At 56.1% G+C, this 24,636-nt stretch carries 13 protein-coding genes; 7 read left to right on the top strand and 6 right to left on the bottom strand.

From position 1 onward, the window contains the following. On the bottom strand, positions 1-924 hold the full coding sequence (locus JQR86_RS15905; protein WP_010797051.1) for a branched-chain amino acid transaminase: 924 nt from the start codon (positions 922-924) through the stop codon (positions 1-3). A gap of 13 nt (positions 925-937) precedes the next feature. Further along, on the bottom strand, positions 938-3,907 hold the full coding sequence (glnE, locus tag JQR86_RS15910; protein WP_434153875.1) for a bifunctional [glutamate--ammonia ligase]-adenylyl-L-tyrosine phosphorylase/[glutamate--ammonia-ligase] adenylyltransferase: 2,970 nt from the start codon (positions 3,905-3,907) through the stop codon (positions 938-940). 232 nt (positions 3,908-4,139) lie between these two features. On the opposite strand from glnE, the gene aceE reads away from it, so the two are divergent. The 3 genes from aceE to JQR86_RS15925 all read left to right on the top strand — a co-directional run bounded on the left by aceE (position 4,140) and on the right by JQR86_RS15925 (position 11,844). Next, entirely contained in the window at positions 4,140-6,785 is a 2,646-nt protein-coding gene (gene aceE / locus JQR86_RS15915; RefSeq protein WP_434153876.1) for a pyruvate dehydrogenase (acetyl-transferring), homodimeric type, read from the top strand. Positions 6,786-6,812: 27 nt separating this feature from the next. Continuing rightward, the gene (gene aceF, locus JQR86_RS15920) at positions 6,813-8,807 is read left to right on the top strand and encodes a dihydrolipoyllysine-residue acetyltransferase (RefSeq protein ID WP_010797048.1); all 1,995 of its coding nucleotides are present in this window, start codon (positions 6,813-6,815) and stop codon (positions 8,805-8,807) included. Between the two features lie 349 nt (positions 8,808-9,156). Further along, positions 9,157-11,844 carry a putative bifunctional diguanylate cyclase/phosphodiesterase gene (locus JQR86_RS15925; RefSeq protein ID WP_150348038.1) on the top strand — a complete coding sequence of 896 codons (2,688 nt, stop codon included), beginning with the start codon at positions 9,157-9,159 and terminating at the stop codon, positions 11,842-11,844. Positions 11,845-11,900: 56 nt separating this feature from the next. On the opposite strand, the gene JQR86_RS15930 is transcribed toward JQR86_RS15925, so the two are convergent. Beyond that, positions 11,901-12,746, bottom strand: a complete 846-nt coding sequence (locus tag JQR86_RS15930; protein ID WP_434153877.1) for a 23S rRNA (adenine(2030)-N(6))-methyltransferase RlmJ — start codon at positions 12,744-12,746, stop codon at positions 11,901-11,903. Between the two features lie 154 nt (positions 12,747-12,900). On the opposite strand from JQR86_RS15930, the gene JQR86_RS15935 reads away from it, so the two are divergent. The 3 genes from JQR86_RS15935 to selO all read left to right on the top strand — a co-directional run bounded on the left by JQR86_RS15935 (position 12,901) and on the right by selO (position 19,569). Next, positions 12,901-14,637, top strand: a complete 1,737-nt coding sequence (locus JQR86_RS15935) for a potassium/proton antiporter (RefSeq protein ID WP_010797045.1) — start codon at positions 12,901-12,903, stop codon at positions 14,635-14,637. Positions 14,638-14,730: 93 nt separating this feature from the next. Beyond that, entirely contained in the window at positions 14,731-18,054 is a 3,324-nt protein-coding gene (gene mscK / locus JQR86_RS15940; protein WP_434153878.1) for a mechanosensitive channel MscK, read from the top strand. A gap of 54 nt (positions 18,055-18,108) precedes the next feature. Next, positions 18,109-19,569, top strand: a complete 1,461-nt coding sequence (gene selO, locus JQR86_RS15945; protein WP_286788310.1) for a protein adenylyltransferase SelO — start codon at positions 18,109-18,111, stop codon at positions 19,567-19,569. Here the strand turns inward: selO and JQR86_RS15950 are convergent. Beyond that, entirely contained in the window at positions 19,553-20,458 is a 906-nt protein-coding gene (locus tag JQR86_RS15950; protein ID WP_434153880.1) for a LysR substrate-binding domain-containing protein, read from the bottom strand. The two genes, selO and JQR86_RS15950, sit on opposite strands and share 17 nt — an antisense overlap. A 160-nt stretch (positions 20,459-20,618) precedes the next feature. Here JQR86_RS15950 and JQR86_RS15955 point away from each other — a divergent pair, with 160 nt between their 5' ends. Then, on the top strand, positions 20,619-21,935 hold the full coding sequence (locus tag JQR86_RS15955; RefSeq protein WP_122043464.1) for an MFS transporter: 1,317 nt from the start codon (positions 20,619-20,621) through the stop codon (positions 21,933-21,935). Between the two features lie 54 nt (positions 21,936-21,989). On the opposite strand, the gene hemE is transcribed toward JQR86_RS15955, so the two are convergent. Together hemE and JQR86_RS15965 are read right to left on the bottom strand one after the other, a co-directional pair. Next, positions 21,990-23,057, bottom strand: coding sequence for a uroporphyrinogen decarboxylase (hemE, locus tag JQR86_RS15960; RefSeq protein WP_434153882.1), 1,068 nt, complete (start codon positions 23,055-23,057; stop codon positions 21,990-21,992). A 135-nt stretch (positions 23,058-23,192) separates the two neighbouring features. After that, positions 23,193-24,611: an FAD-dependent oxidoreductase gene (locus tag JQR86_RS15965; protein ID WP_434153883.1), complete on the bottom strand. Its 1,419-nt coding sequence runs from the start codon at positions 24,609-24,611 to the stop codon at positions 23,193-23,195. Positions 24,612-24,636: the final 25 nt, after the last annotated feature.

Consider the following 24,636-nt stretch of genomic DNA (forward strand, 5'->3'; position numbering starts at 1 on the left):
TTATTTCACTGCAGTACGCCACTCGGCATGGCTATCAGTCTTGCCGGTAACCAGATCGAAGTAGGCCTTTTGCAGCGTTTCGGTCACCGGACCACGGCGGCCGGCGCCGATGGTGCGTCCATCGACTTCACGGATGGGGGTCACTTCAGCGGCAGTACCAGTAAAGAATGCTTCATCCGCAATATAGACTTCGTCACGCGTAATACGCTTTTCAACCAACGCGTAGCCATGCTCCTTGGCCAGTGTCAGCACGGTGTTACGGGTGATGCCGTTGAGGCACGCCGTTACTTCAGGCGTGTAGATGACATTGTCCTTGATGATGAAGATATTCTCACCGGAGCCTTCAGCCACATAACCTTCCGGATCCAGCAGCAGGGCCTCGTCTGCACCGCCGGAAATGGCTTCCTGCAGTGCCAGCATCGAGTTGATGTAGTGTCCGTTGGCCTTTGCACGGGTCATGGAGATGTTCACGTGGTGACGGGTATAGGAGCTGGTACGTACCTTGATGCCCTGTTCCAGCGCCTCCTCCCCCATGTAGGCGCCCCAGTGCCAGGCGGCCACGATCACATGCACCTTCAGACCGGTCGCACGCAGTCCCATGCCTTCCGATCCGTAGAACACCATCGGACGCAGATAGGCGCTTTCAAGGTTGTTATCACGAATCACCGCGCGGTGCGCTTCGTTAATCTCGTCTTTGGTGAAAGGCATCTTCATGCCCATGATGTGGGCGGAGTCGAACAGACGATCCGTGTGCGCCTGTAGACGGAAGATTGCTGTACCCTGAGGGGTGTTGTAAGCGCGAACGCCTTCGAACACACCCATTCCATAATGCAGCGTATGGGTCAGAACATGGGTGGTCGCATCGCGCCACGGCACCATTTCACCGTCATACCAGATCACACCGTCACGATCGGACATCGACATAATTTGCAGCTCCTCAAGAATTCGATTCGTACTGCTGCGCAGCGAGTGGGTCGAGCGCAAGCGACTTCCAGATCCGCATGACGCCGTGTCGCTCGTCATGGAAGAGGCTGCCGTCCACTACGCCTGCCTGCTTCTGCAGAGCCTGGCGGTGTGCGGCAGCACGGTAGGCTTTGTAAGCCTCTTGCAACAGATGGACATCTGGACTCGAGATCAATCCAGCCCGCTCCAGTTCTTCCAGAATGCGGATATTGTCGGTGAAGCGCAGCAGATCAGGATGCTGCCAGGACCAGACAAGAACCGCATATTGCACCATAAATTCAATATCGACGATACCGCCTGTATCCTGCTTGAGGTCAAATGCCCTGCCCGCCTCGAAGGCAATCGGCGACGATCCCCCGGAGGTAGCCTTGGTTCCCAGGTTTTCCCGCATCTTCATCCGCATCTCGCCGACCTCACGACGCAGTGTAGCCTCATCGCGACGCCGGCTCAGGACAGCAGCCCGTACAGCCTCGAAGCGTGCCGTGACGACGGGGCAGCCGGCCAGCACCCGCGCCCGCACCAATGCCTGGTGCTCCCAGGTCCAGGCCTCGCTCTGCTGGTAGTGCTCGAATGCCTTGATTGTGCTGACCAGAAGCCCGGCAGCCCCGGAAGGCCTTAGGCGCATATCGACCTCATACAGCGTTCCGGCGGTAGTCGATGTGGTCAGGAAGTGGATGATGCGCTGTCCGAGACGCGTGTAGAACTGAGCACCATCGATAGGCTTGCCGCCATCCGTCTCGGCTAACGGATCACCATCGTGAATGAAAACAAGATCAAGGTCGGAACCGTGCCCTAACTCAATACCGCCCACCTTGCCGTAGCCTACGATCACGAAGTCCGGATCACATGGCGACCCATCGGCACGTTGCGGACGGCCATGGCGCTGAACCATCTGTCGCCAGGCCAGCTCAAGCACCTGATCAAGAATCGCCTCTGCCATCCAGGTCAAGTAATCGCTGACCTTCATCAAGGCCAGCGTACCTGCAATTTCGGACGCAGCCACTCGCAGTCCATGGGCGCGCTTGAAATGCCGGAGCATTTCCATCTGCTGCTCCAGATCATCCTCAGGGATGCGCGCCATCCGCTCCCTCAGCTCGGCGACCAGCTCAGGCTTTTGAGGTGGGCGATATAAGCGGCCCTCGTTAAGCAACTCATCCAGCAAGGCGGGGAAACGTGTGATTTGCTCTGCAATCCACACACTTGCACTACAGAGCTGGAGCAGACGCTCCAGTGCTCCGGGGTTTTCGGTGAGCAGCACTAAGTATGCCGAGCGTCTGGCGACGGCTTCGATCAATGGTAGAACGCGATCCAGGGCCTGGTCGGGGTCGTCATGAGAAACAATCTGAGTCAACAGCCGAGGCATAAAGGCATCCAACCGTTCTCGCCCCATTCTCTGCATGGTCCGAACCTGAGTGCTGCTTCGTAGCGCACACAACCGTGACCAAGCTGACTCGGGACTGCTCAAGCCTGCTTCCTTCAACTGCTGGATAGCTGCTGCATCCTCAAGGCTGCCTTCCCAGAGGGGTAGCCACTCCTGCCCAATTTCTGACTGACTGTCCGCTCCCTCGTCCGGGTCAGCAATAACCTGCTGAAAATGCCAGTTGATACGGGTGCGCCAATGGGTCAGCCGGCTTAAAAAAGCAGTCCAGCTATCGAAGCCCATCATGAAAGCTACCCGCTCACGATCCAGCTCGCTGTCAGGCAATTTCTGTGTTTGTCGGTCTCCAATCGCCTGTAGCGCATGTTCCACGTAGCGGAGAAAGCAGTATGCCTCTCGCATCTCCTCGGCTGCCTCGGCGGGAAGATAGCCCAGATCCTTCAGTACGCTCAGGATTACCAGCAATGGGCGCTGCTGCAGGCTTAGCTCCCGTCCGCCATGAATCAGCTGATAGGCCTGTGCAATAAATTCCACCTCTCGAATGCCGCCTGCGCCCAGCTTGATGTTGTCATCCATCCCACGGCGCCTGACCTCCTGCTGGATCAGTTGCTTCATGTTGCGCAGCGCTTCAATCGCCGAGAAGTCCAGGTAACGCCGGTAGACGAAGGGGCGCAACATGCTGAGCAGCTGCGCTCCGGCCTGCTGATCGCCTCCCACAACGCGCGCCTTGATCATGGCGTAACGTTCCCAGTCCCGACCCTGGTCCTGGTAATACTGCTCCATGGCCGAAAAGCTCAGCGCCAGCGCGCCTGACGAGCCATAGGGACGCAAGCGCATATCAACCCTGAAGACAAAGCCATCTACGGTAATCGTATCAAGGGCCTTGATAAGCCGTTGGCCTAGGCGAATGAAGAACTGTTGATTGTCCAGTGCACGACGCGCCCCTACTGTCTCGCCACCCTCGGGGTAGGCAAAAATGAGATCGATATCGGACGAAAGGTTAAGCTCGCCCGCTCCCAGCTTGCCCATCCCCAAGATAACCATATGCTGCGGCTCTCCAGTCCGATGCCCCGTCGGGACCCCGGATTGACGGCATTGGTCCTTGTACAGCCATTGGTAGGCCTCATCGATACAGGCATCGGCCAGTTCGGTCAGGTCACGGCACGTCTCGAGCAGGTCGGCCTGACGTGTCAGATCGCGCCAGATAATGCGAACCTGGTGCCGCAGCCGAAAGCGGCGTAAGCGCTGTCCGAGTTGGTTTTCATCCGAACATCCGGCTAGACAGTCGGTCAGTTGTTGGTGAATAGTGCCGGCTGGCAGCGATCGCTCGAATAGGCCCTCGTCTGCCAGATCCAGCATTAATGCCGGATCGCGCTGAATCTGCTCAGCGACAAACTCGCTGGCCGCTATCACCCGTGACAGGTCGCTGCGCCGCGCTGGCGGCCATGCTGAAAAATATTGCAAACGTTCAGGCTGTGCGTTCAATGCCTCCATGAGGCGTGCCTGCGCACATCTTACAGGTTCGGCAAGTGAATCAGGAATAGCAGTGAGAGAAGGCAGGCTCATGGTCTATCCTGTGGAGTCAACGGCTGAGGAGAAGGTCAAACCGCACGACAATTTGTCGTTGTTTTATAACGGACATTGACCTGAGCAGCTGAAACGACCGCCGTTTTGTAGTAAAACTACACGCCGGCCGGGAACCACCCGGTCATAATCCAAGAATTCACGCTGCCCCCAAGAGGATGGCGGCGATACCGAGGCAACCGATTCTGGAAGCCTTTCCGCCCTGGAGCAAGCCATGCAAGACCTTGATCCCGTCGAAACCCAGGAATGGCTGGACGCCCTGGAGTCCGTACTAGACTGCGAAGGTGAAGACCGAGCTCATTATCTGCTGACCCGTATGGGTGAGCTGGCCACTCGGACAGGTACACAGCTTCCCTACGCGATCACCACCCCGTATCGCAACACGATCCCGGTTACCAAAGAAGTCCAGATGCCGGGCGACCTCTTCATGGAGCGGCGGATTCGCTCGCTGGTACGCTGGAATGCGTTGGCCATGGTGGTTCGTACCAACCTCCGCGACCCGGACCTTGGCGGCCACATTTCTACCTTTGCTTCGTCCGCTACGCTATACGACATTGGTTTTAACTACTTCTTCAAAGCGCCAACCGAAGAGCATGGCGGCGACCTGGTGTATTACCAGGGCCACGCTTCTCCTGGCGTTTACGCACGTGCCTTCCTTGAGGGCCGCCTGACCGAGGACCAGATGAACAACTTCCGCCAGGAAGTAGATGGCAACGGTCTATCGAGCTATCCGCACCCGCACCTGATGCCCGATTTCTGGCAGTTCCCGACCGTATCCATGGGCCTGGGTCCGATCACAGCGATCTATCAGGCACGCTTCATGAAGTACCTGGAAGACCGCGGCTTCATCCCGGCCGGCAAGCAGAAGGTCTGGTGCTTTATCGGTGACGGCGAGACTGACGAGCCAGAGACCCTGGGCGCCATCTCTCTGGCAGGTCGTGAAAAGCTGGACAACCTGATCTTCGTGATCAACTGCAACCTGCAGCGTCTGGACGGTCCGGTTCGTGGTAACGCGAAGATCATCCAGGAACTGGAAGGCGTCTTCCGCGGCGCCCAGTGGAACGTGAACAAGGTTATCTGGGGTCGCCTCTGGGATCCCCTGTTCGCCCGTGACGAAAACGGCCTCATGCAGCAGCGCATGGATGAAGCCATCGACGGTGAATACCAGAACTACAAGGCTAAGGACGGCGCGTTCGTTCGTAAGCACTTCTTCGGCGCCAACCCTGAGCTGCTGAAGATGGTTGAGGACATGTCCGATGAGGACATCTGGAAGCTCAACCGCGGCGGTCATGATCCGTACAAGGTGTATGCAGCCTACCATCAGGCGGTCAACCACAAGGGTCAGCCGACGGTCATTCTTGCCAAGACCATCAAGGGTTATGGCACCGGTGCGGGTGAAGCGAAGAACATCGCCCACAACACCAAGAAGATCGATGTGGAGAGCCTGAAGAAATTCCGCGACCGCTTCGACATTCCGCTGAACGATGATCAGCTGGCCGACCTGCCCTTCTTCCGTCCTGCCGAAGACAGCCCGGAAATGAAGTACCTGCGCAAGCGTCGCGAAGCGCTGGGCGGCTCGGTACCGCAGCGTCGTACTACCAGCATCAGCATTCCGACACCACCGCTGGATACGCTGAAAGCTATCCTGGACGGCTCTGGCGATCGCGAGATCTCCACCACCATGGCCTTCGTACGCATCCTGTCCCAGCTGGTCAAGGACAAGGATCTGGGCAGCCGCATCGTCCCGATCATCCCGGACGAAGCCCGTACCTTTGGTATGGAAGGCATGTTCCGTCAGCTTGGCATTTACTCCTCCGTCGGTCAGCTCTACGAGCCTGTCGACAAGGATCAGGTGATGTTCTACCGCGAGGACAAGAAAGGCCAGATCCTCGAGGAAGGCATCAACGAAGCAGGCGCCATGAGCTCCTTCATTGCAGCCGGTACGTCCTACAGCACTTACAACCAGCCGATGCTGCCGTTCTACATCTACTATTCGATGTTCGGCTTCCAGCGTATCGGCGATTTGGCCTGGGCCGCTGGTGATAGCCAGGTGCGTGGCTTCCTGATTGGTGGTACTGCCGGTCGTACTACGCTGAACGGTGAAGGTCTGCAGCACGAAGACGGTCACAGCCATATCCTGGCAGCAACCATTCCGAACTGCCGCACGTACGACCCCACCTATGCCTACGAGCTGGCGGTCATCATTCGCGAAGGCATTCGCCAGATGACCGAAGAGCAGAAGAACGTGTTCTTCTACATCACGGTCATGAACGAGAACTACCAGCAGCCCGCGCTGCCTGAAGGTGCCGAGGAAGGCATCATCAAGGGTATGTATCTCCTGGAAGAAGAAACCGGCGATTTCAAGCATCGCGTTCAGCTTCTGGGCTCGGGCACCATCCTGCGTGAGGTTCGCGAAGCAAAAGCCCTACTGCGCGAAATGGGTATCGGTGCAGACATCTGGAGCGTCACCAGCTTCAACGAGCTGCGCCGTGATGGCCTGGCAGTTGATCACTGGAACCGCCTGCATCCGCTGGAGGAGCCCCGCAAGGCCTATATCCAGCAGTGTCTGGAAGGACGTGAAGGCCCGGTCATTGCCTCTACCGACTACATGAAGCTGTTCGCCGACCAGGTTCGCCAGTGGGTTCCATCCAAGGAATACCAAGTGCTGGGCACTGACGGTTTCGGCCGCAGCGACTCGCGCAAAAAACTGCGTCACTTCTTCGAAGTGGATCGCCACTGGGTCGCCCTGGCTGCTCTGCAAGCCCTGGCCGATCGTGGCGCTATCGAGCGTCAGGTCGTAGCGGATGCCATCACCAAGTTCGGTATCGATCCGCTCAAGCGCAACCCGCTTGATTGCTGATGCCGACGGTGAAAAGGAGAAATTATTGTGAGTGAAACCATTCGCGTACCTGATATCGGCAGTGGCGAAGGCGAGATCATCGAAATTCTGGTCAAGGTGGGCGACACCGTCGAGGCTGAACAAAGCCTCGTCGTGCTCGAATCCGACAAGGCCAGCATGGAGATCCCGGCCCCGAAAGCCGGCAAGATCGCTGCGCTGCACGTCAAGCTGGGCGATACGCTGAAAACCGGCGACCTGCTGCTGGACATGGAAGATGGCGCATCGGGTGAAACCGATGCAGCCGAGCCCATGGCAGTTGCGGCCGGCTCTGCTGACGAAGAAGTTGAAATGCCGACGCCTCCAGGCGACGAGGACCCGTCCGCGTCTGCCAAGGAAGACGACCAAGCTGGAACAGGCACTGCTCAGGAAATCCATGTGCCGGATATCGGCACCAGTGGCAAGGCCAACATTATCGAGCTTCCGGTCAAGGTTGGTGATCGTATCGAAGCCGAGCAGACCTTGATTACCCTGGAGTCTGACAAGGCCAGCATGGAGATCCCCTCACCTGCTGCCGGCGTGATTGAAAGTATCGCCGTCAAGGTGGGTGATGAAGTAGGTACAGGTGACCTGATTCTGGTACTCAAGGGAAGCGGCAACGCTTCCTCTGCACCGGCTCAATCCACCAGTGACAAGCCTGCCGTGCAGGCAGCCGAGCCTGAATTGCACGAGACGGCCGACGAAGAGCCTGCTGGCGAGAGCACTGAAGAGATCAAGGTGCCTGACATCGGCTCGACCGGTAGCGCCAATGTGATCGAAGTGATGGTCAAAGCGGGTGACACGGTAGAAGCGGACCAGTCGCTGATTACCCTGGAATCCGACAAGGCCAGCATGGAAATCCCGGCGCCCAAGGCGGGCGTGGTGGAAAGCGTTTCCATCAAGGTAGGTGACCAGGCCAAAACTGGCGATCTGATCCTGACCTTGAAGGTTCAAGGCGCAGCACCGAAGAAAAAGGCTGAGAAGCCTGCACCGGCTCAGCAAAACGCAGCTCCGGCACAAAAGCAGGCGAGTCCAAGCCCAGCGCCGGCCAAGGCACCGCAAGCGCCCACGCCCACCGGCCAGCCTGGCAAGAAAGTGCATGCTGGCCCGGCTGTACGGATGCTGGCACGCGAGTTTGGCGTCGAGCTGAGCGAAGTGACGCCAACCGGTCCGAAGGGACGTATTCTCAAGGAAGACGTCCAGTCTTACGTAAAGGATCAGCTGCAAAAGAGCAAATCTGCTCCGGCCGCAGCGGCAGCTACCGGTGGCGCCGGAATTCCTCCGGTCCCGACCGTGGACTTCAGCAAGTTTGGCGAAATCGAAGAAGTTCCAATGACACGCCTGATGCAGGTAGGTGCTGCCAATCTGCATCGCAGCTGGCTGAACGTGCCTCACGTAACGCAGTTCGATCAGTCTGATGTCACTGATCTTGAAGCCTTCCGTGTGGGTCAGAAGGCTGTGGCAGAAAAAGCGGGCGTCAAGCTGACCATCCTGCCGTTCCTGCTCAAGGCCTGCGCCCATGTGCTCAAAGAGCTGCCGGACTTCAATGCCTCGCTCGCACCCAGTGGCAAGGCCATTATCCGCAAGAAATACGTGCACATTGGCTTTGCCGTGGACACGCCGGATGGGCTGCTGGTACCTGTCATTCGCAACGTCGATCAGAAGAGTCTTCTGCAGCTGGCTGCCGAAGCCGCTCAACTGGCTGAGAAAGCACGCAACAAGAAGCTTTCCGGCGACGACATGCAGGGTGCCTGCTTCACGATCTCCAGCCTCGGTCATATTGGCGGCACCGGATTCACGCCGATCGTCAATGCACCGGAAGTGGCGATCCTGGGCGTATCCAAGGCCACCATGCAGCCGGTATGGGACGGCAAGGCCTTCCAGCCGCGCCTGATGCTGCCGCTTTCGCTCTCCTATGATCACCGCGTGATCAATGGCGCTGCTGCGGCCCGCTTCACCAAGCGCCTGGGCGATCTGCTGGCTGAGATTCGCGGCCTGCTGCTGTAAAGAGACGATGCCGGCCTCTGCCGGCAACCGTCTGGCCGATGAAATGCTCGGTCATCTGAAACCCTGCCACCCCGGCAGGGTTTTTTTTAAAGAATTTGACTTGCTGGATCGATAAAGCTTCTTAGTAGAAAGCTGCTGTCTGTTTTATCGAGAAGCTTGTCAGTGTGGTTGGCTTGATGCACCCTTGCTCCCTGAAAGGACTTATGGGTGCCTCGTTCTGGCGGAATCCAGAAGACAGTCACTGCAAATAAAACCGGATTGGCTTACTGTACGCCCTTTCGTTAAGTCGACTTGGCATAACCCATAAATACGCGCCCCTTATCAAGGGCCGTTGGAAGCGAACCGCCGCATGAAGATTCATCCTGATGCTGCCAGTCTCTCAGTGGCCGAGGTTGCTACGCAGCCGCCTGTGCCCGCACAGCTGGGGATGTTGCGCTTCGAGCGGCTCAATGAGCCCAGCTGGGCGCTGCTGGATCTAGACCAGGCATGTGAAAAAAGTCTGGGGCTGCCTGCCTATGAGCTTTGCTCGCTTCTCGAGTCGCCTTACGCCAGCCTCATGGAGCCTGCGGCACGCTATCACCTGCACGATGCCATACAGCAGCAATTACTCAAGCGCCGCCATTACGTCATTCGCTATACCCTGCACGCACCGGCAGGCGCGACGTCAATGGTTGAAATTGGCGAGGCAATCTCCCGCCATGGTCGTGAAATCCTGCACGGCTACCTGATTCCTGTGGAGCTGGCTTCAGAGGCCGAGCGACTGACTACTACGCTGATGGCGCAAAACAGGGATCTTAAAGCCTCGCTGGATCTTCTTGAGCAGTCCTGCGTACAGGAACAAGCTCGTGTTGATCGGGTAAGAGCACACCGCAATCTTTTGCTTGAATTGACACAACACGCCTACAGCTCCAGCGACCCGCGTCAGGAAGCGGCCCAACTGATCACTCGTGCGGCCAGTGAAACCTGTAGCGTGAAACGAGCCAGTGTGTGGCAGGTGGGCGAAAACCATTTACGCCCTGTCTACACTCATGGCGAATCTCCTAATACGTTGTCTGTCTCCTCTTGGTCATTGGATGACTTTCCAGCGTATGTGGAGGCGCTTCATAAGGCCCGATCAATCGATGCGCAGGATGCTCAACATGATCCTCGTACACGCGAATGGACCAAGCCATATCTGCTCGCCCATGACATTCGCTCGCTTCTGGATATCTGCATACGTGTAGATGGCCGGGTATTAGGCATCCTTCGCCTTGAGCAAACCGGCCAGCCCAGAATCTGGCAGAATGATGAAATTGCGTTTGCCTGCGAACTGGCCGATCAGTACGCCAAAGTGCTTGATAGCCAGGAGCGCCGCAGTGCCACCCATGCCCTGCATCTGTTCCAACGGGCGGTTGAGCAGAGCGCCAATGCTTTTCTGCTGGTCAATCGCAAAGGAGAGATCGAATACATCAACCCCAGCTTTACAACCATTACCCAGTACACTGCCGAAGAAGTCTGCGGTCAGCCCATCAGTGAGCTACCGGCATTGACCAACTGGTCAGAACTCCTGCCCGACGCCTATGCAGCTCTGGAAAAACAGAACAGCTGGCAAGGCGAGCTTCGCTGCCAGCGCAAGGACCAGATCTCCTACTGGGGTCATCTTTCGCTCTCCAAAGTCTACTCAGACAACGGTGAGCTGACCCACTACATTGGTATCTTCGAGGACATCACGCAGGCCAAGCTGACCCAGCAGAACATGGAAAAGCTGGCCTATCGTGACAGCCTGACAGGGCTGGCCAATCGTCACTACTTCATTGATCGCCTGGAAAAGCGCCTGGCAGGACGGGAAGACATACATAACTGCCTGATGCTGATCGATATCGATCATTTCAAGCGCATCAATGACAGCCTTGGCCATGAAGCTGGCGATAACCTGCTGGTCAGCCTGGCCAGGCGCCTGCAAAGCTCACTGGGGCAAAGTACGCTGATCGCGCGGATCGCCAGCAATGAGTTCGCCGTGCTGCTTGAGCAGATGGATGCCCAGGAAGGGTTGGATGTTGCGAGCGCACTGCTAAGCATGCTCGAAAAGCCCATTTATGTTGAAAGCCAGCCAACGCTGGTCAGTTGCTCGATTGGCCTGACCGTCACCCCTGATCACGGCAAGGACTCGCAGACACTCATGAAGCATGCCGGCCTGGCGTTGCACAAGGCCAAGGCCAGCGGCGGAAACCGGGTACAGGTCTATACACAATCGCTGGTGACCGAAGCCAGTCACAAGCTTTTCATGCAGAATAACCTTCGACGAGCCCTCGAGCTCAACGAGCTGGAGGTTCATTACCAGCCAAAGATCTGTCTCAAAAGTGCCCAACTGCTGGGGCTTGAAGCGCTGTTGCGCTGGAATCACCCCGAACGGGGCATGATACGACCCGATCAGTTCATCAGCGTGGCGGAAGAGACCGGTCTGATCATCCCGATTGGTAAATGGGTCATTCGGGAAGCCTGCAGGCAAATCAAGGCGCTGGATGCCGCTGGCCTGGGCCATTTGCAGATGGCGATCAACCTTTCTCCCAAGCAGTTCACTGATCAGGAGCTTGTCAGCTCAATCAGAAGCATTCTGATTGAAGAGCGCCTCCCTCCTCATCGCCTTGAACTTGAACTGACCGAAAGCCTGCTCCTGGATGCAACCGATGAGACACGCCAGCAGCTAGAGGAAATGAAGCAAATCGGGCTCAGTCTGGCCATGGACGATTTCGGCACAGGCTATTCTTCACTCAGCTACCTCAAGAAATTCCCGATCGATGTCATCAAGATCGACCGAAGCTTTATCAAGGATATTCCAGCCAATCAGGACGATATGGAGATCACGTCGGCCGTAGTGGCCATGGCCCACAACCTGCGACTCAAGGTTGTGGCTGAAGGTATCGAAACGACACAACAGCTGAGCTTTCTACGTCGCCATCATTGCGACGTAGGCCAGGGTTATCTGTTTGACCGTCCCATTCCTGGTAACGAGCTGCTTGATAGCCTTCGTCGCTATCTGAACCTTAACAAGATCTAGTCGCGCCGCCTGTTGTAAGGTCTTGGAATCGAGGAAGGTAGCCAACCCCGGCTACATCAGGTGCTTTTTTCCTCGATCAGCCAGTCCAGCTTCCAGCCAGGCTGGCTTTGTCCCAATTGTTTGGCAAGCCAGGGCAAGACGCTTCTAAGCTCGTCCTCCAATCCCCACGGAGGATTGGAAATCACCATACCAGAGCCATTGAGTCCCACCGGATTGTCGGTGGGATGCACCCAAAGCTCGGCTCGCAAAAGTTTGGGCGCATTACTTTTTTGCAGATCCTGATAAAACAGCTTGAGCTGACGCTGGTCCTTGATGGGATACCAGATAGCGGTCACGATCTGCCGCATACGGGCAATGCTTTCCTTTAATGCCATTGAACACCGCTCAAACTCGTCCACCTTTTCAAAAGGCGGATCGATCAAGAGCACAGCGCGTTTCTCCTGCACGGGCAGCAGTGCTTTGGGTAACAGCCAGCCGTCCCGATGATGAACAGCGATCCGTCTTTCTTGCCCCATGTTTTCCTTGAGCAGCAGAGCATCTTCAGGATGCAGCTCATTCAAGTGCAAACGATCCTGGGGACGGGAAAAGCGCCGAGCGATTTCGGGTGACCCCGGGTAGAAGCGCAACGCCCCATCACTATTAAGAGCAGCGACAGCCTCCTTGTAAGCGACAAGCGGATCAGGGAGGTCTTTCGCCTCCCAGAGTCGGCCTATTCCACCTTGCCATTCACCGGTACGGCTAGCCTGATCTCCCAGCAGATCGTAAAGCCCTATGCCCGAATGTGTGTCCAGATAGGCGTAGGGTGTTTCCTTGCGCCCCAGCAACATCAATACGCGAGACAGTACAAAGTGCTTCAGCACATCGGCATGGTTTCCGGCATGGAAGGCGTGTCGGTAATTCATGATTCGCTCCTGTGAAGGCGCGCAGTGTACTGGAAGTCCCCTGTTCGTCGCATGGCTCAAAAGAATCTGGCATTAATTTTGACAGCTTGCCGAATCAACAGGTTAAATCAAGAATCCAGCGCATCGCGCCTACCCACTATGCAGGAGTTTCGATTTGGATGCCGTCACAATCAATAGCCTATTTTTGATTGGCGCGGTCCTGGTCGGTCTCTCCATTCTGGTCAGCTCACTTTCCTCGCGCCTGGGCATTCCCATTCTTGTGATTTTTCTTGCAGTCGGGATGCTGGCAGGCGTAGACGGCCCTGGTCATATCAATTTCAACAACTACCCCCTCGCCTACCTGGTAGGTAACCTTGCCCTGGCGATCATTCTGCTGGACGGTGGTATGCGTACACGCGTATCCAGTTTCCGGGTGGCGCTCTGGCCAGCATTGTCCCTGGCAACCGTGGGTGTAATGATCACTGCCGGATTAACGGGCGCCATGGCGGCGTGGCTTCTTGACCTGAGCCTGCTGCAAGGGCTGCTGATCGGCGCTATTGTCGGCTCAACCGATGCTGCCGCGGTGTTTTCACTACTGGGCGGACGCGGGCTCAATGAGCGTGTTACCGCAACCCTTGAAATCGAGTCAGGCAGCAATGATCCCATGGCGGTTTTTCTCACCGTCACGCTGATTGAGCTTCTGGCCAGCGGTCAAACGGGCTTCAGCTGGGGGCTCGTCTGGAACTTCGTTCGCGAATTTGCCATTGGCAGCCTGCTCGGACTGGGTGGCGGCTGGTTGCTGCTTCAACTTATCAACCGTATGCAGCTGGCCGATGGGCTCTATCCGCTACTGGCAGTCAGTGGTGGTCTATTCATTTTCGCCATTACCAACGCAGCCCATGGCAGTGGCATCCTGGCGGTGTATCTGGCGGGTCTGGTCATGGGAAATCGACCAATTCGGAGCCGCCACGGCATGCTACATATGCTGGACGGCATGGCCTGGCTGGCGCAAATCGGTATGTTCCTAGTGCTGGGACTTCTAGTAGAGCCGCACAACCTGCTTCCCATTGCCCTACCTGCCCTGGGTCTGGCTCTCTGGATGATCGTGATCGCACGTCCCCTTTCTGTCTTCGTGGGTCTGCTTCCCTTCAAGGCTTTCCATGGCCGCGAAAAGTTATTCATTTCATGGGTAGGTTTACGCGGAGCGGTACCCATCATTCTGGCTGTCTTCCCTATGATGGCAGGGCTGCCCCAGGCTCAACTGTTCTTTAACGTAGCCTTCTTTATCGTTCTGGTTTCGCTGCTGCTACAAGGTTCAAGCCTCCCACTCGCGGCAAAGTGGCTACGCGTCACTGTACCGCCCGAACCCGCCCCGTTCTCGCGCTCTGGCCTGCAGGTGCATCCCACCAGTGAGTGGGAGCTTTTCGTCTACCGCCTGGGCAAGGAGAAATGGTGTATTGGCGCGGCGCTTCGCGAGTTGAAAATGCCGCCTAATACACGTATCGCGGCGCTGTTTCGCGGGGAGCAACTCCTGCACCCTTCCGGCAGTACCAAGCTGGAGGCAGGCGATATCCTGTGTGTCATTGGTCATGAACATGATCTCCCCGCCCTGGGCAAGCTGTTCAGTCAGGCGCCGGAGCGAGGCCAACGCTTCTTCGGTGATTTCGTACTGGAAGCCAACGCAGAGCTTAAGGCGGTGGCCTCGCTCTATGGCCTTAACCTTGGCGAGCTGGACGGGGAGCAAACGTTGGGAAGCTTTATTACTCAGCGCATTGGTGGCGAGCCAGTCATTGGCGACCAGATCGAATGGAGCGGTCTGACCTGGACAGTCGCTTCGCTTGAAGGCAATCGTGTGAGAAAGATTGGGGTCAAGTTCCCAGAGGGCCGTTCAGGGCCTGCTCTTTTCCTCTGATTCGTGCGGTAGTCGGCTCGACCGACAAGAGCGGTTGCGTCAGCAAAGGCGGGGATTTAACCTCCTCGCCTTTCCTGCTGCCAAGATGTGATCATGCTCGCCTTGCGTATTCTGCTCAAGATCGTGTTGTTGGGCTTTTGTCTCAACTTTCCGCTCGCTTACTCACAAGAATCCAACCTGCCTGATGCCAAGCAGATTCAGCATAGCCTGGACACGTTGGCGGACCGGAAGCTTTCTGCCTCCGATCAGCAGACCGTTCAGGACATTCTGAAAAATACGCTGCAGCTACTGGACCAGAGGGATCAGCATGAGCAGGACCTAGCGGATGTAAAACGCAAGATCACACAAGCACCCCAGCTGATCAAAGATGCCCAGAAGGACCTGGCCAAACTCCAGGCCGAGCAGGACAAGCCCCCGGTTACCCAACGCTATGCCAACGCCAGTACCCAGGAGTTGGAGAATCTTCAAAGCCAGCGCAACTCACAGCTCAACGACTGGCAGAACGCCCTGAATGATGCCAATACACTGGTCATCACCTCGCAAACACGACCCGAGCGTGCCCAGGTCGAAATCAGCAATGCGCAAATGCGGGTACAGACCATTGCCGACATTCTCAAGAGTGGCAAGGAAAGCGGTAAGCCCATTACGCCTGAACGTCGCAATCAGCTATTAGCCGAACAGGCGGAACGCAACGCACTGATTCAACTGCGCAAGCAGGAACTTTCGGGCAACAGCACGCTGCAAGATCTTGGCACCATTCAACGTGAACTCTACACGGAGCGTGTAAAACTGATCGAGAAAGAAAGTCTCGATCTGCAAGCCCTCATCAGCAGCAAACGTCGCCAGCAGTCAGAGGAAACCTTTGCCGCCCTGTCTCGTGAATCGCAGAAGACAGCAGGTAGTAACGATGTCCTGACCAGCGAAACAAATCTTAACCTCAAGCTTTCCGACTATCTCTTGCGTGCGACGGATCGCCTGAATGAGCTCACTCGAAACAATCTTGAAATCAAGCAGCGACTTGATCAGCTCAAGCAGACCGGCGAGACCATGCAGCAGCAGATCAATGTCCTGAAAGGCAGCCTGCTGCTTTCCAAACTGCTCTATCAACAGCGGGCCTCCCTGCCAACGGTTGAAGCAACCAAGGGACTGACGGACGAGATTGCCGATATACGTCTATACCAGTTCGACTTGAACCAGCAGCGCACGCAAATCGCCAACCCTTGGGATTACCTGGACAAGGTCATGGCTCAGATGCCACCTGAGCAGACGACACCTGAGCTTCGCAAGAAGCTACTGGAGCTGATCAGAACTCGAGCGGACCTGCAGGATCGCCTAAGTACCGAACTGAGTGCGTTGTTAAGTGAGTCAATCACGCTTCAGCTAAACCAGCAGCAGCTATTAGCAACCAGCGAAAGTCTCCGCTCAACGCTTGATGAGCAGATGTTCTGGATTCCCAGCAATCGCCCGCTGGATTGGGGCTGGCTCAAGGATGCGCCCAAATCGCTGGTCGAACAGATTGCAAATGTGCCCTGGCGCGCCAGTGCAGGCGAATTGTCAGCCGGTCTGGCCGAACGCCCCTGGCTGTTTCTGCCTCTCATTCTTGCTATTGCAACGCTGCTGTGGAAGCGTCGGTATCTTTACGAAAAACTCAATGCCTTGAACAAGGACATTGGGCACTTCCAACGTGACAGCCAGCTGCACACGCCGCTTGCGATCCTTCTGACCGTGCTGCTGACTCTTCCTGTCAGCCTGTCGCTAGGTTTGATCGGCGTTGCCCTTGAGGGCGACAAGCGGGGCGTGAACGCATCCATTGGCGCAGCGCTTATGGAGATGGCCGCCGGCTGGCTGGTGTTCTATACCGTTTACCGCCTACTGGAAGGTGGAGGTGTTGCAGAGACCCATTTCCGCTGGTCACGCGCGCAAGTAGATTCCATGCGCCGCCTGGTCAGGCGTCTAGGCCTTTTGGCCTTGGCATTAATGGCCGTAGCAGCCATTGCCCAACGTCAGCTGACAAGCCTGTCTGAAGACGTACTGGGTATCCTTATTGTTCTGATCTGCTATGCCAGCATGTCCTGGATGCTGGGTCGCTCCTTGCTTAACACGGCGGCTCGAGAACGTCTGCCCTTCTTCCGGCTGATGTTTGGACTGATCATTACCGCCATTCCGGCCGGACTGTTCCTGGCTGTTTGCCTAGGCTACTACTACACCTCATTGAAACTGACCGACCGGCTTATCGATACGCTGTATCTGCTGCTCTGCTGGGTCATTCTCGAAGCCGCCTTCTCGCGGGGCTTAAGCGTGGCCGCAAGGCGCCTCGCCTATCATCGCGCCCTGGCCAAGCGACAGAGCATGCAGGAGGCAGGTGAAACCGGTGAAGCCATAGAAGAGCCTGCGCTGGATATGGAGCAGGTCAATCAGCAGTCCTTACGTCTAATCCGCCTTGCCCTATGGTTAGGCTTCCTGGGAGTGCTGTATTGGGTCTGGGTGGACGTGGTGGCAGTCTTCTCATACCTGGATAACGTCACGCTTTACCAGTACAGCAGCGGTACGGGTGAGTCGGCAACCATGATGCCGATTACCCTGCGAGACGTCATCAAAGCGGTCATCTTTGCAGGCCTCACCTTTGCACTGGCACGCAACCTGCCCGGCCTGCTTGAGGTTGTGGTACTTTCCCGCCTGAGCCTGGCGCAAGGGACCGCGTATGCAACCACGACGCTATTGTCCTATGTAATCATTAGCGTGGGTGTTATCAGTTCGCTCTCCACGCTGGGCGTTAGCTGGGACAAACTCCAGTGGCTGGCAGCGGCCCTCTCGGTTGGTTTGGGTTTTGGCCTTCAGGAGATATTCGGTAACTTCATTTCCGGCCTGATCATCCTGTTCGAACGCCCTGTTCGAATCGGCGACCTGATTACCATCGGTAATGTTACAGGCACAGTCAAACGCATTCAGATTCGGGCGACCCATATCACCGATGCTGACAACAAATCCGTCATTGTGCCTAACAAGACGTTCGTGACGAGTCAGCTCATCAACTGGACGCTGACAGACACCATGACGCGTATCACGCTGCTGGTTAATGTGGCCAACGGCTCCGATCTGGAAAAAGTACGCGAACTGCTCTATAAGGCCGCCTACGACAATCCCAGGGTTTTGCATGATCCAGAACCAATGGTCCTGCTACAGGCATTTGGTGAGAATACACTGAATCATGAGTTGCGCGTTCACGTGCGGGAGTTGGGTGATCGCGGCTTTGCTACTGATGAAATCAACCGCAGCATCGAGCGACTGTTCAGGGAGAACAATATAGAGATCGCCTTTCGCCAGCTGGAAGTGTCTGTAAAGAATAGGGAAGGATCTGAGCGCACCTTGAGCAAGGATGAAGTGCCTTCTCCGACCTACTCTGGACAGAAGGAATGATCAGGGCACGTTTTACGCTGTCTAGATAAATACATTTGCAGTCCGGAGAGTGCCGTGAAAACCCTTGAAGCGCTTGAGTTCGATAACCGCTTTGCCCGTCTGGGCGATGATTTTTCGACGGCCATCCAACCCAAGCCTATTGAAAATCCAAAGTTGGTGGTCGTCTCGGAGGCCGCCATGGCACTGCTGGATCTGGATGTTGCCGAGGCGCAACGGCCGGAATTCACGGAAATCTTTTCCGGGCACAAGCTCTGGGATACAGCCGACTCACGCGCCATGGTTTATTCGGGGCATCAGTTCGGCTCCTATAATCCTCGCCTGGGTGATGGCCGCGGCCTTTTGCTTGGCGAGGTCATAAACGACAAGGGAGAGCACTGGGATCTTCACCTCAAGGGTGCCGGCATGACACCCTACTCAAGAATGGGAGACGGACGTGCAGTCTTACGCTCGTCCATTCGAGAGTTTCTGGCATCAGAAGCACTTTATGCGCTGGGTATCCCTTCAAGCCGCGCGCTGTGTGTGACCGGCTCCACTACAGAGGTCATACGCGAACGAGTCGAAACCGGCGCCATGCTGCTACGGCTTGCCCAAAGCCATATACGCTTCGGGCATTTCGAATACTTCTACTATACGCAGCGCAATGATTTGTTGGAAAAGCTTGGCCAGCATGTGCTTGAGGCGCACTACCCACAGTGCCTGGAGCAACCTGATCCTTATGCGGCTTTTTTCCGTGAAGTCGTCGAGCGCAACGCCGAGCTGATCGCCTACTGGCAGGCTTACGGCTTTTGCCACGGCGTTATGAACACAGACAACATGTCTATTCTCGGCATTACATTCGATTTCGGCCCTTATGCCTTCCTGGATGACTTTGACGCGCATTTTATCTGTAACCACTCTGACTACAGTGGCCGATACTCCTACAGCAATCAGGTCCCCATTGCGCACTGGAACCTGGCGGCACTGGCGCAGGCGTTGACGCCGAGGGTGCCTGTCGAAACGCTGAAAGGAATACTCGAATTATTTTTGCCGCTTTATGAGGCGCATTACCAGGCATTGATGCGACGTCGACTCGGCCTTATGACAGAGCAAGCGGCGGATAAGGAGCTGATCGAGCGGCTGCTCAGCCTGATGCAAGGCAGTGCCGTTGACTACTCACTCTTCTTCCGACGTCTGGGCGATGAGGTTCCGGAGCAGGCGATTGCGGCTCTTCGAAACGACTTTGTTGATTTGCCTGGATTTGATGAGTGGAGTCGCCAATACCTGAACCGCACTGAGCAGGAAGGCGGCGATCAACCGGCACGCCAGGAGCGCATGCACGCAGTCAATCCACTCTATGTACTGCGTAACTATCTGGCCCAACAGGCGATCGAGCAGGCTGAGGCGGGTAATTATGAAGAAGTTCGCCAGCTTCATAAGGTTCTGACCCGGCCCTTTGAAGAGCAACCGGGCAACGACCGATTCGCTCAACGCCCACCGGATTGGGGCAAACACCTGGAAATCAGCTGCTCTTCATAATACCGGCGCCTTGCGTCAACAACTCAATGAACGCACGTGCAAGTGATGAGCGCTCGTCACGACGATGAATAAGCCACAATGCGGAGGTGGCGCCCTCGTCCACCAGGGTTCTGTAGACAACACCTTCGATATGCATTCGCCGGTAGGTTGCTGGCAAAACCGAAACACCCAATCCGGCCGCCACCAGTCCAATAATGATCGTAGTTTCTCGAGCTTCCTGAACGATTCGCGGGCTGAATCCAGCTTGTTGAGACAAGCTGATTAATTGGTCATATAGACCTGTACCGTAGGTACGAGGAAAGTAAACAAAGGGTTCCTCAGCCAACTGTTTGATAGCAATGCTTTCGTGGGTTTGTAAGGCCAAGGGATGGTCCGCCCGCATCACAGCGACGAGGGGCTCCCGAAAAAGCTCTATCGAGACCAGCGCATCCGACATGGTAATAGGCCGGATCAGTCCTACCTGGAGCTTGCGATCCATCAGCGCCTCGGTCTGCTCTCGGCTGCTCATTTCCTGCAAAGCCAGGTGTACCGCTGGAAAGCGCTGGCGAAAATTGAAAATAGAACGTGGAACGGTAGCTATAAAGGGCGCGGAAACCGTAAAACCCACTTGCAACTCACCCAACTCTCCGCGTTGCGCTCGCCGTGCAATGTCGGTGGCCTTATCTACCTGCGCCAACACCTGCAGAGCCTCATCCAGAAAAAGCCGGCCAGCCTCAGTCAATGCAACACGACGATTCGTGCGCTCAAACAGGCGTGCCCCCAGCTCCTCTTCCAAAGCTTGTATCTGCTGACTCAGTGGTGGCTGTGAAATACCCAGGAGTTCAGCCGCTCGACCAAAATGCAACTCATTTGCGACGGCTACAAAGTACCGTAAATGTCTTAATTCCATAGCGCCTCGATTGATATTTAATACATATCAAATCGGTCGAATAATATATTGGAAAGAATAAACATCAGCTCTTATTCTTTCAGTAACCAATAATAAATTTCAGATTGTGCAGCGCTTTCGCTGCGCCGTCCTTTCGTTCGTCCAGATTTTGAGGTTTAACGTGAGTAAGTCTGCTTTACCTGCTCGTCACGAGCATGCCCAACCTGAAGAAGAACCTGCGCCTATTCAGGCAGCACGTGAAGCTGCCAACCAAGCAGTAGAAGATGCCGATTTGTACATTGAGAAAGGCACTCGTCAGTTCATCCATACAGCCCTTGCACTTTTCTGCGGCGGCTTCGCCACGTTTGCCTTGCTGTACTGTGTACAGCCCATGATGCCCATTTTTTCCGAAGCCTTTGGTATAACAGCAGCCAAAAGCAGCCTCGTGCTCTCCGTATCAACTGGGCTCATGGCGGTCGGGCTACTGGTTACAGGTCCTATTTCAGATGCCATCGGCCGCAAGCCGGTCATGGTGGTCTCACTCTTCGCCGCCGCTTTCTTTACGCTACTCAGCGCCATCATGCCCACCTGGGAAGGTGTTCTCGTCACGCGGGCATTGGTTGGTCTATCGCTATCCGGTCTGGCCGCCGTTGCCATGACCTATCTGTCTGAGGAAATCCATCCCCAGCACATCGGCCTATCCATGGGGCTGTATATCAGCGGCAACGCGCTGGGTGGGATGAGTGGGCGCGTCATCAGCGGCGTTTTGGTGGACTTTGTCTCTTGGCGGATTGCTCTAGCAATCCTGGGCAGTCTGGCGCTGATTGCCGCTATCGTATTCTGGCGGCGTTTGCCGGAGTCACGTCACTTCCGCCCAACTCCCCTGAAGCCTCGCACACTGGTCAATGGCTTTACCCAACACTTTCGAGACGCTGGGCTACCTTGGCTCTTTCTCGAGGGCTTTCTGTTAATGGGCGCCTTTGTCACGTTGTTTAATTATATTGGCTATCGCCTGTTAGGTGAGCCTTATCATCTCAGTCAAGCCGTTGTGGGCGTCTTGTCAGTCGTCTACCTGTCGGGTATCTACAGCTCGGCCCAAGTAGGCTCATTAGCGGATAAACTTGGTCGCCGCCGCGTCTTTTGGGCTGTGATTCTTCTGATGCTGGGTGGCGTGGTGCTGACGCTATTCACCCCCTTGCCGTTGGTTCTGGTGGGCATGCTGCTGTTTACCTTTGGCTTTTTCGGGGCTCATTCGGTCGCCAGCAGCTGGATCGGTCGCCGTGCTCGGCAAGCAAAGGGACAAGCTTCGTCGCTTTACCTGTTCTGCTACTACGTGGGCTCAAGCATCGCAGGAACATTAGGCGGCGTGTTCTGGCACGAAGCGGGATGGAATGGTGTCGGACTGTTCATCGCCACACTCCTGGTCGGAGCACTGGCTGTTGCGTTACACCTGGCTCGCCTGCCAGCCCTCCCCTTGAATGTTAAAGCCGCTCGATGAGCGGCTTTGCCTTTTTAATGGATCGGGCGCATGGCCCGGTCTTTGTCGACCGCCTTATGCCTCGTGATAAGACGCCGAGAGCTCATGAACAGCTTCGATGAAGGCACCTGCATGCGCAGGGTCTACCTCCGGCGTGATTCCGTGCCCCAGATTGAAAACATGTCCGGAGCCTTTACCGTAGCGAGCCAGAATCCGCGCCACCTCTGAACGGATCGCGTTAGGCTTGGCATACAGTACCGCTGGGTCCATATTGCCTTGTAGCGCCACCTTGTCACCTACACGGCTACGGGCATCGCCAATGTCGCATGTCCAATCCAGTCCCAATGCGTCTGCGCCGGAGGCCGCCATGCTCTCCAACCAAAGACCGCCATTCTTGGTAAACAGAATGACAGGAATCTTGCGGCCTTCACGCTCACGAATCAGGCCATCAACAATCCTGCGCATGTAGGCGAGAGAAAACTCCTGATAAGCCGCCGAAGACAGATTGCCTCCCCATGTATCAAAGATCTGTACCGCCTGGGCACCTGCCTGAATCTGACCATTCAGATAGGCGGTTACCGAGCGGGCCAGTTTATCGAGCAGGTTGTGCATGGCATGCGGATTGTCATAAAGCATCGCCTTGCTACGACGAAAGTCCTTGGATGAGCCTCCCTCGACCATGTAAGTCGCCAACGTCCAAGGGCTTCCCGAGAATCCGATCAGAGGTACACGCCCATTGAGCTCACGGCGAATGGTACGGACCGCATTCATGACATAGCCCAGATCCGCTTCCGGATCCGGTATTGGCAAGGCCTCGATATCCGCAGCGGACTCAATACGCTTTTTGAAGCGGGGCCCCTCACCTGTCTCGAAATAGAGGCCTAATCCCATGGCGTCCGGGATGGTCAGAATGTCTGAAAAGAGGATGGCGGCATCCAGCGGATAACGCTCGAGCGGCTGCAGTGTGACTTCGCAGGCCAACTCAGGATTCATGCACAGACTCATGAAGTCACCGGCACGGCCACGCGTAGCGCGATACTCCGGGAGATAACGACCGGCCTGCCGCATCATCCAGACGGGCGTCACATCAACGGGTTGCTTGAGCAAGGCACGGAGAAAACGGTCGTTCTTCAAAGCAGTCATGGAAAATATCCGTCAAGAAAGTACTGTCATTTTCTCAGACACAAAAATAAAAGGCACGGAGAGATCCGTGCCTTTTATCTATCGAGCCCTTAACCGCTTTGCCCTTGAACTGCAAAGCAGCTTATGGCTGGTGCTTCAAACGCCCAGGTAATCCAGGATACCTTCAGCTGCAGTACGACCTTCGAATACTGCAGTCACCACCAGATCCGAACCTCGCACCATATCGCCGCCCGCAAAAATCTTGGGGTTGCTGGTTTGATGCTTGAACTGACCGACAGAGGGAGCGACTACACGGCCCTGATTATCCATTGCAATCGTATGTTGCTCGAACCACTCTGCGGGGCTTGGGCGGAAACCGAAAGCGATGACTACCGCATCTGCCGGCAGGATCTCTTCGGATCCCGGAATCGGTTCAGGACTGCGACGGCCCCGGGCATCCGGCTCGCCCAGACGCGTCTCGACAACCTTGACGCCTTCTACCTTGTCTTCACCAATGATCGCAATCGGCTGGCGATTGAAGAGGAACTTAACACCCTCCTCCTTGGCATTCTTCACCTCACGACGCGAGCCCGGCATGTTCTCGGCATCGCGACGGTAAGCACAGGTTACGCTCTTGGCACCCTGGCGAATCGAGGTGCGGTTGCAATCCATCGCAGTATCACCGCCGCCCAGAACCACAACGCGCTTGCCTTTCATATCGACAAACTCGTCAGCAGACTTCTCGAAGCCCAGGTTACGGTTGACATTAGCCACCAGAAAATCCAGGGCATCGTGCACACCTGACAAATCTTCGCCAGGGAAACCGCCTTTCATATAGGTATAAGTTCCCATCCCCATGAAGAGCGCATCGTATTCCTCAAGCAGCTGCTCCACTGTGATGTCCTTGCCTATCTCGGTATTGAGGCGGAACTCTATCCCCATACCGGTAAAGACCTCGCGGCGGCGCGCCATCACGCTTTTCTCAAGCTTGAATTCGGGAATGCCAAACGTTACCAGACCGCCAATTTCCGGATTCTTGTCGAATACAACAGGCGTAACGCCGTTGCGGACGAGAATATCGGCGCAGCCAAGACCCGCAGGACCTGCACCAATGATGGCAACCCGCTTGCCGGTTGGCACTACCTGGGACATATCCGGCCGCCAACCCATGGCAAAAGCGGTATCAGCGATATATTTCTCTACCGAACCGATGGTAACGGCACCGAAACCATCGTTCAGGGTGCATGCGCCCTCACACAGGCGGTCCTGCGGACACACACGACCACAAACTTCGGGCAGCGTATTGGTCTGATGGACCAGCTCGGCTGCAGCCAGGATATTGCCTTCCGAAACCAGCTTCAGCCAGTTTGGTATGTAGTTGTGAACCGGGCACTTCCACTCGCAGTAAGGGTTGCCGCACCCCAGGCAGCGGTGCGCCTGCTCAGATGCCTGCTGCGGCTTAAACGGATCGTAAATCTCAACGAATTCTTTCTTGCGCTGACGCAGGAGTTTCTTCTTCGGGTCCTTGCGGACGACCTCTATGAACTGGAAGTCGTTGTTCAGACGTTCAGCCATTACCTAAACCTCATCACGGCAGCGT

The sequence above is a fragment of the Pseudomonas sp. JZ134 genome (assembly GCF_051027695.1).
Taxonomy (GTDB): domain Bacteria; phylum Pseudomonadota; class Gammaproteobacteria; order Pseudomonadales; family Pseudomonadaceae; genus Chryseomonas; species Chryseomonas luteola.

What these genes read in the sequence shown, in the direction of transcription:
- JQR86_RS15905 (WP_010797051.1), bottom strand. Translation starts at nt 924, where the DNA reads ATGTCGATGTCCGATCGTGACGGTGTGATCTGGTATGACGGTGAAATG.
- glnE (WP_434153875.1), bottom strand. Translation starts at nt 3,907, where the DNA reads ATGAGCCTGCCTTCTCTCACTGCTATTCCTGATTCACTTGCCGAACCT.
- aceE (WP_434153876.1), top strand. Translation starts at nt 4,140, where the DNA reads ATGCAAGACCTTGATCCCGTCGAAACCCAGGAATGGCTGGACGCCCTG.
- JQR86_RS15925 (WP_150348038.1), top strand. Translation starts at nt 9,157, where the DNA reads ATGAAGATTCATCCTGATGCTGCCAGTCTCTCAGTGGCCGAGGTTGCT.
- JQR86_RS15930 (WP_434153877.1), bottom strand. Translation starts at nt 12,746, where the DNA reads ATGAATTACCGACACGCCTTCCATGCCGGAAACCATGCCGATGTGCTG.
- mscK (WP_434153878.1), top strand. Translation starts at nt 14,731, where the DNA reads ATGCTCGCCTTGCGTATTCTGCTCAAGATCGTGTTGTTGGGCTTTTGT.
- JQR86_RS15950 (WP_434153880.1), bottom strand. Translation starts at nt 20,458, where the DNA reads ATGGAATTAAGACATTTACGGTACTTTGTAGCCGTCGCAAATGAGTTG.
- hemE (WP_434153882.1), bottom strand. Translation starts at nt 23,057, where the DNA reads ATGACTGCTTTGAAGAACGACCGTTTTCTCCGTGCCTTGCTCAAGCAA.
- JQR86_RS15965 (WP_434153883.1), bottom strand. Translation starts at nt 24,611, where the DNA reads ATGGCTGAACGTCTGAACAACGACTTCCAGTTCATAGAGGTCGTCCGC.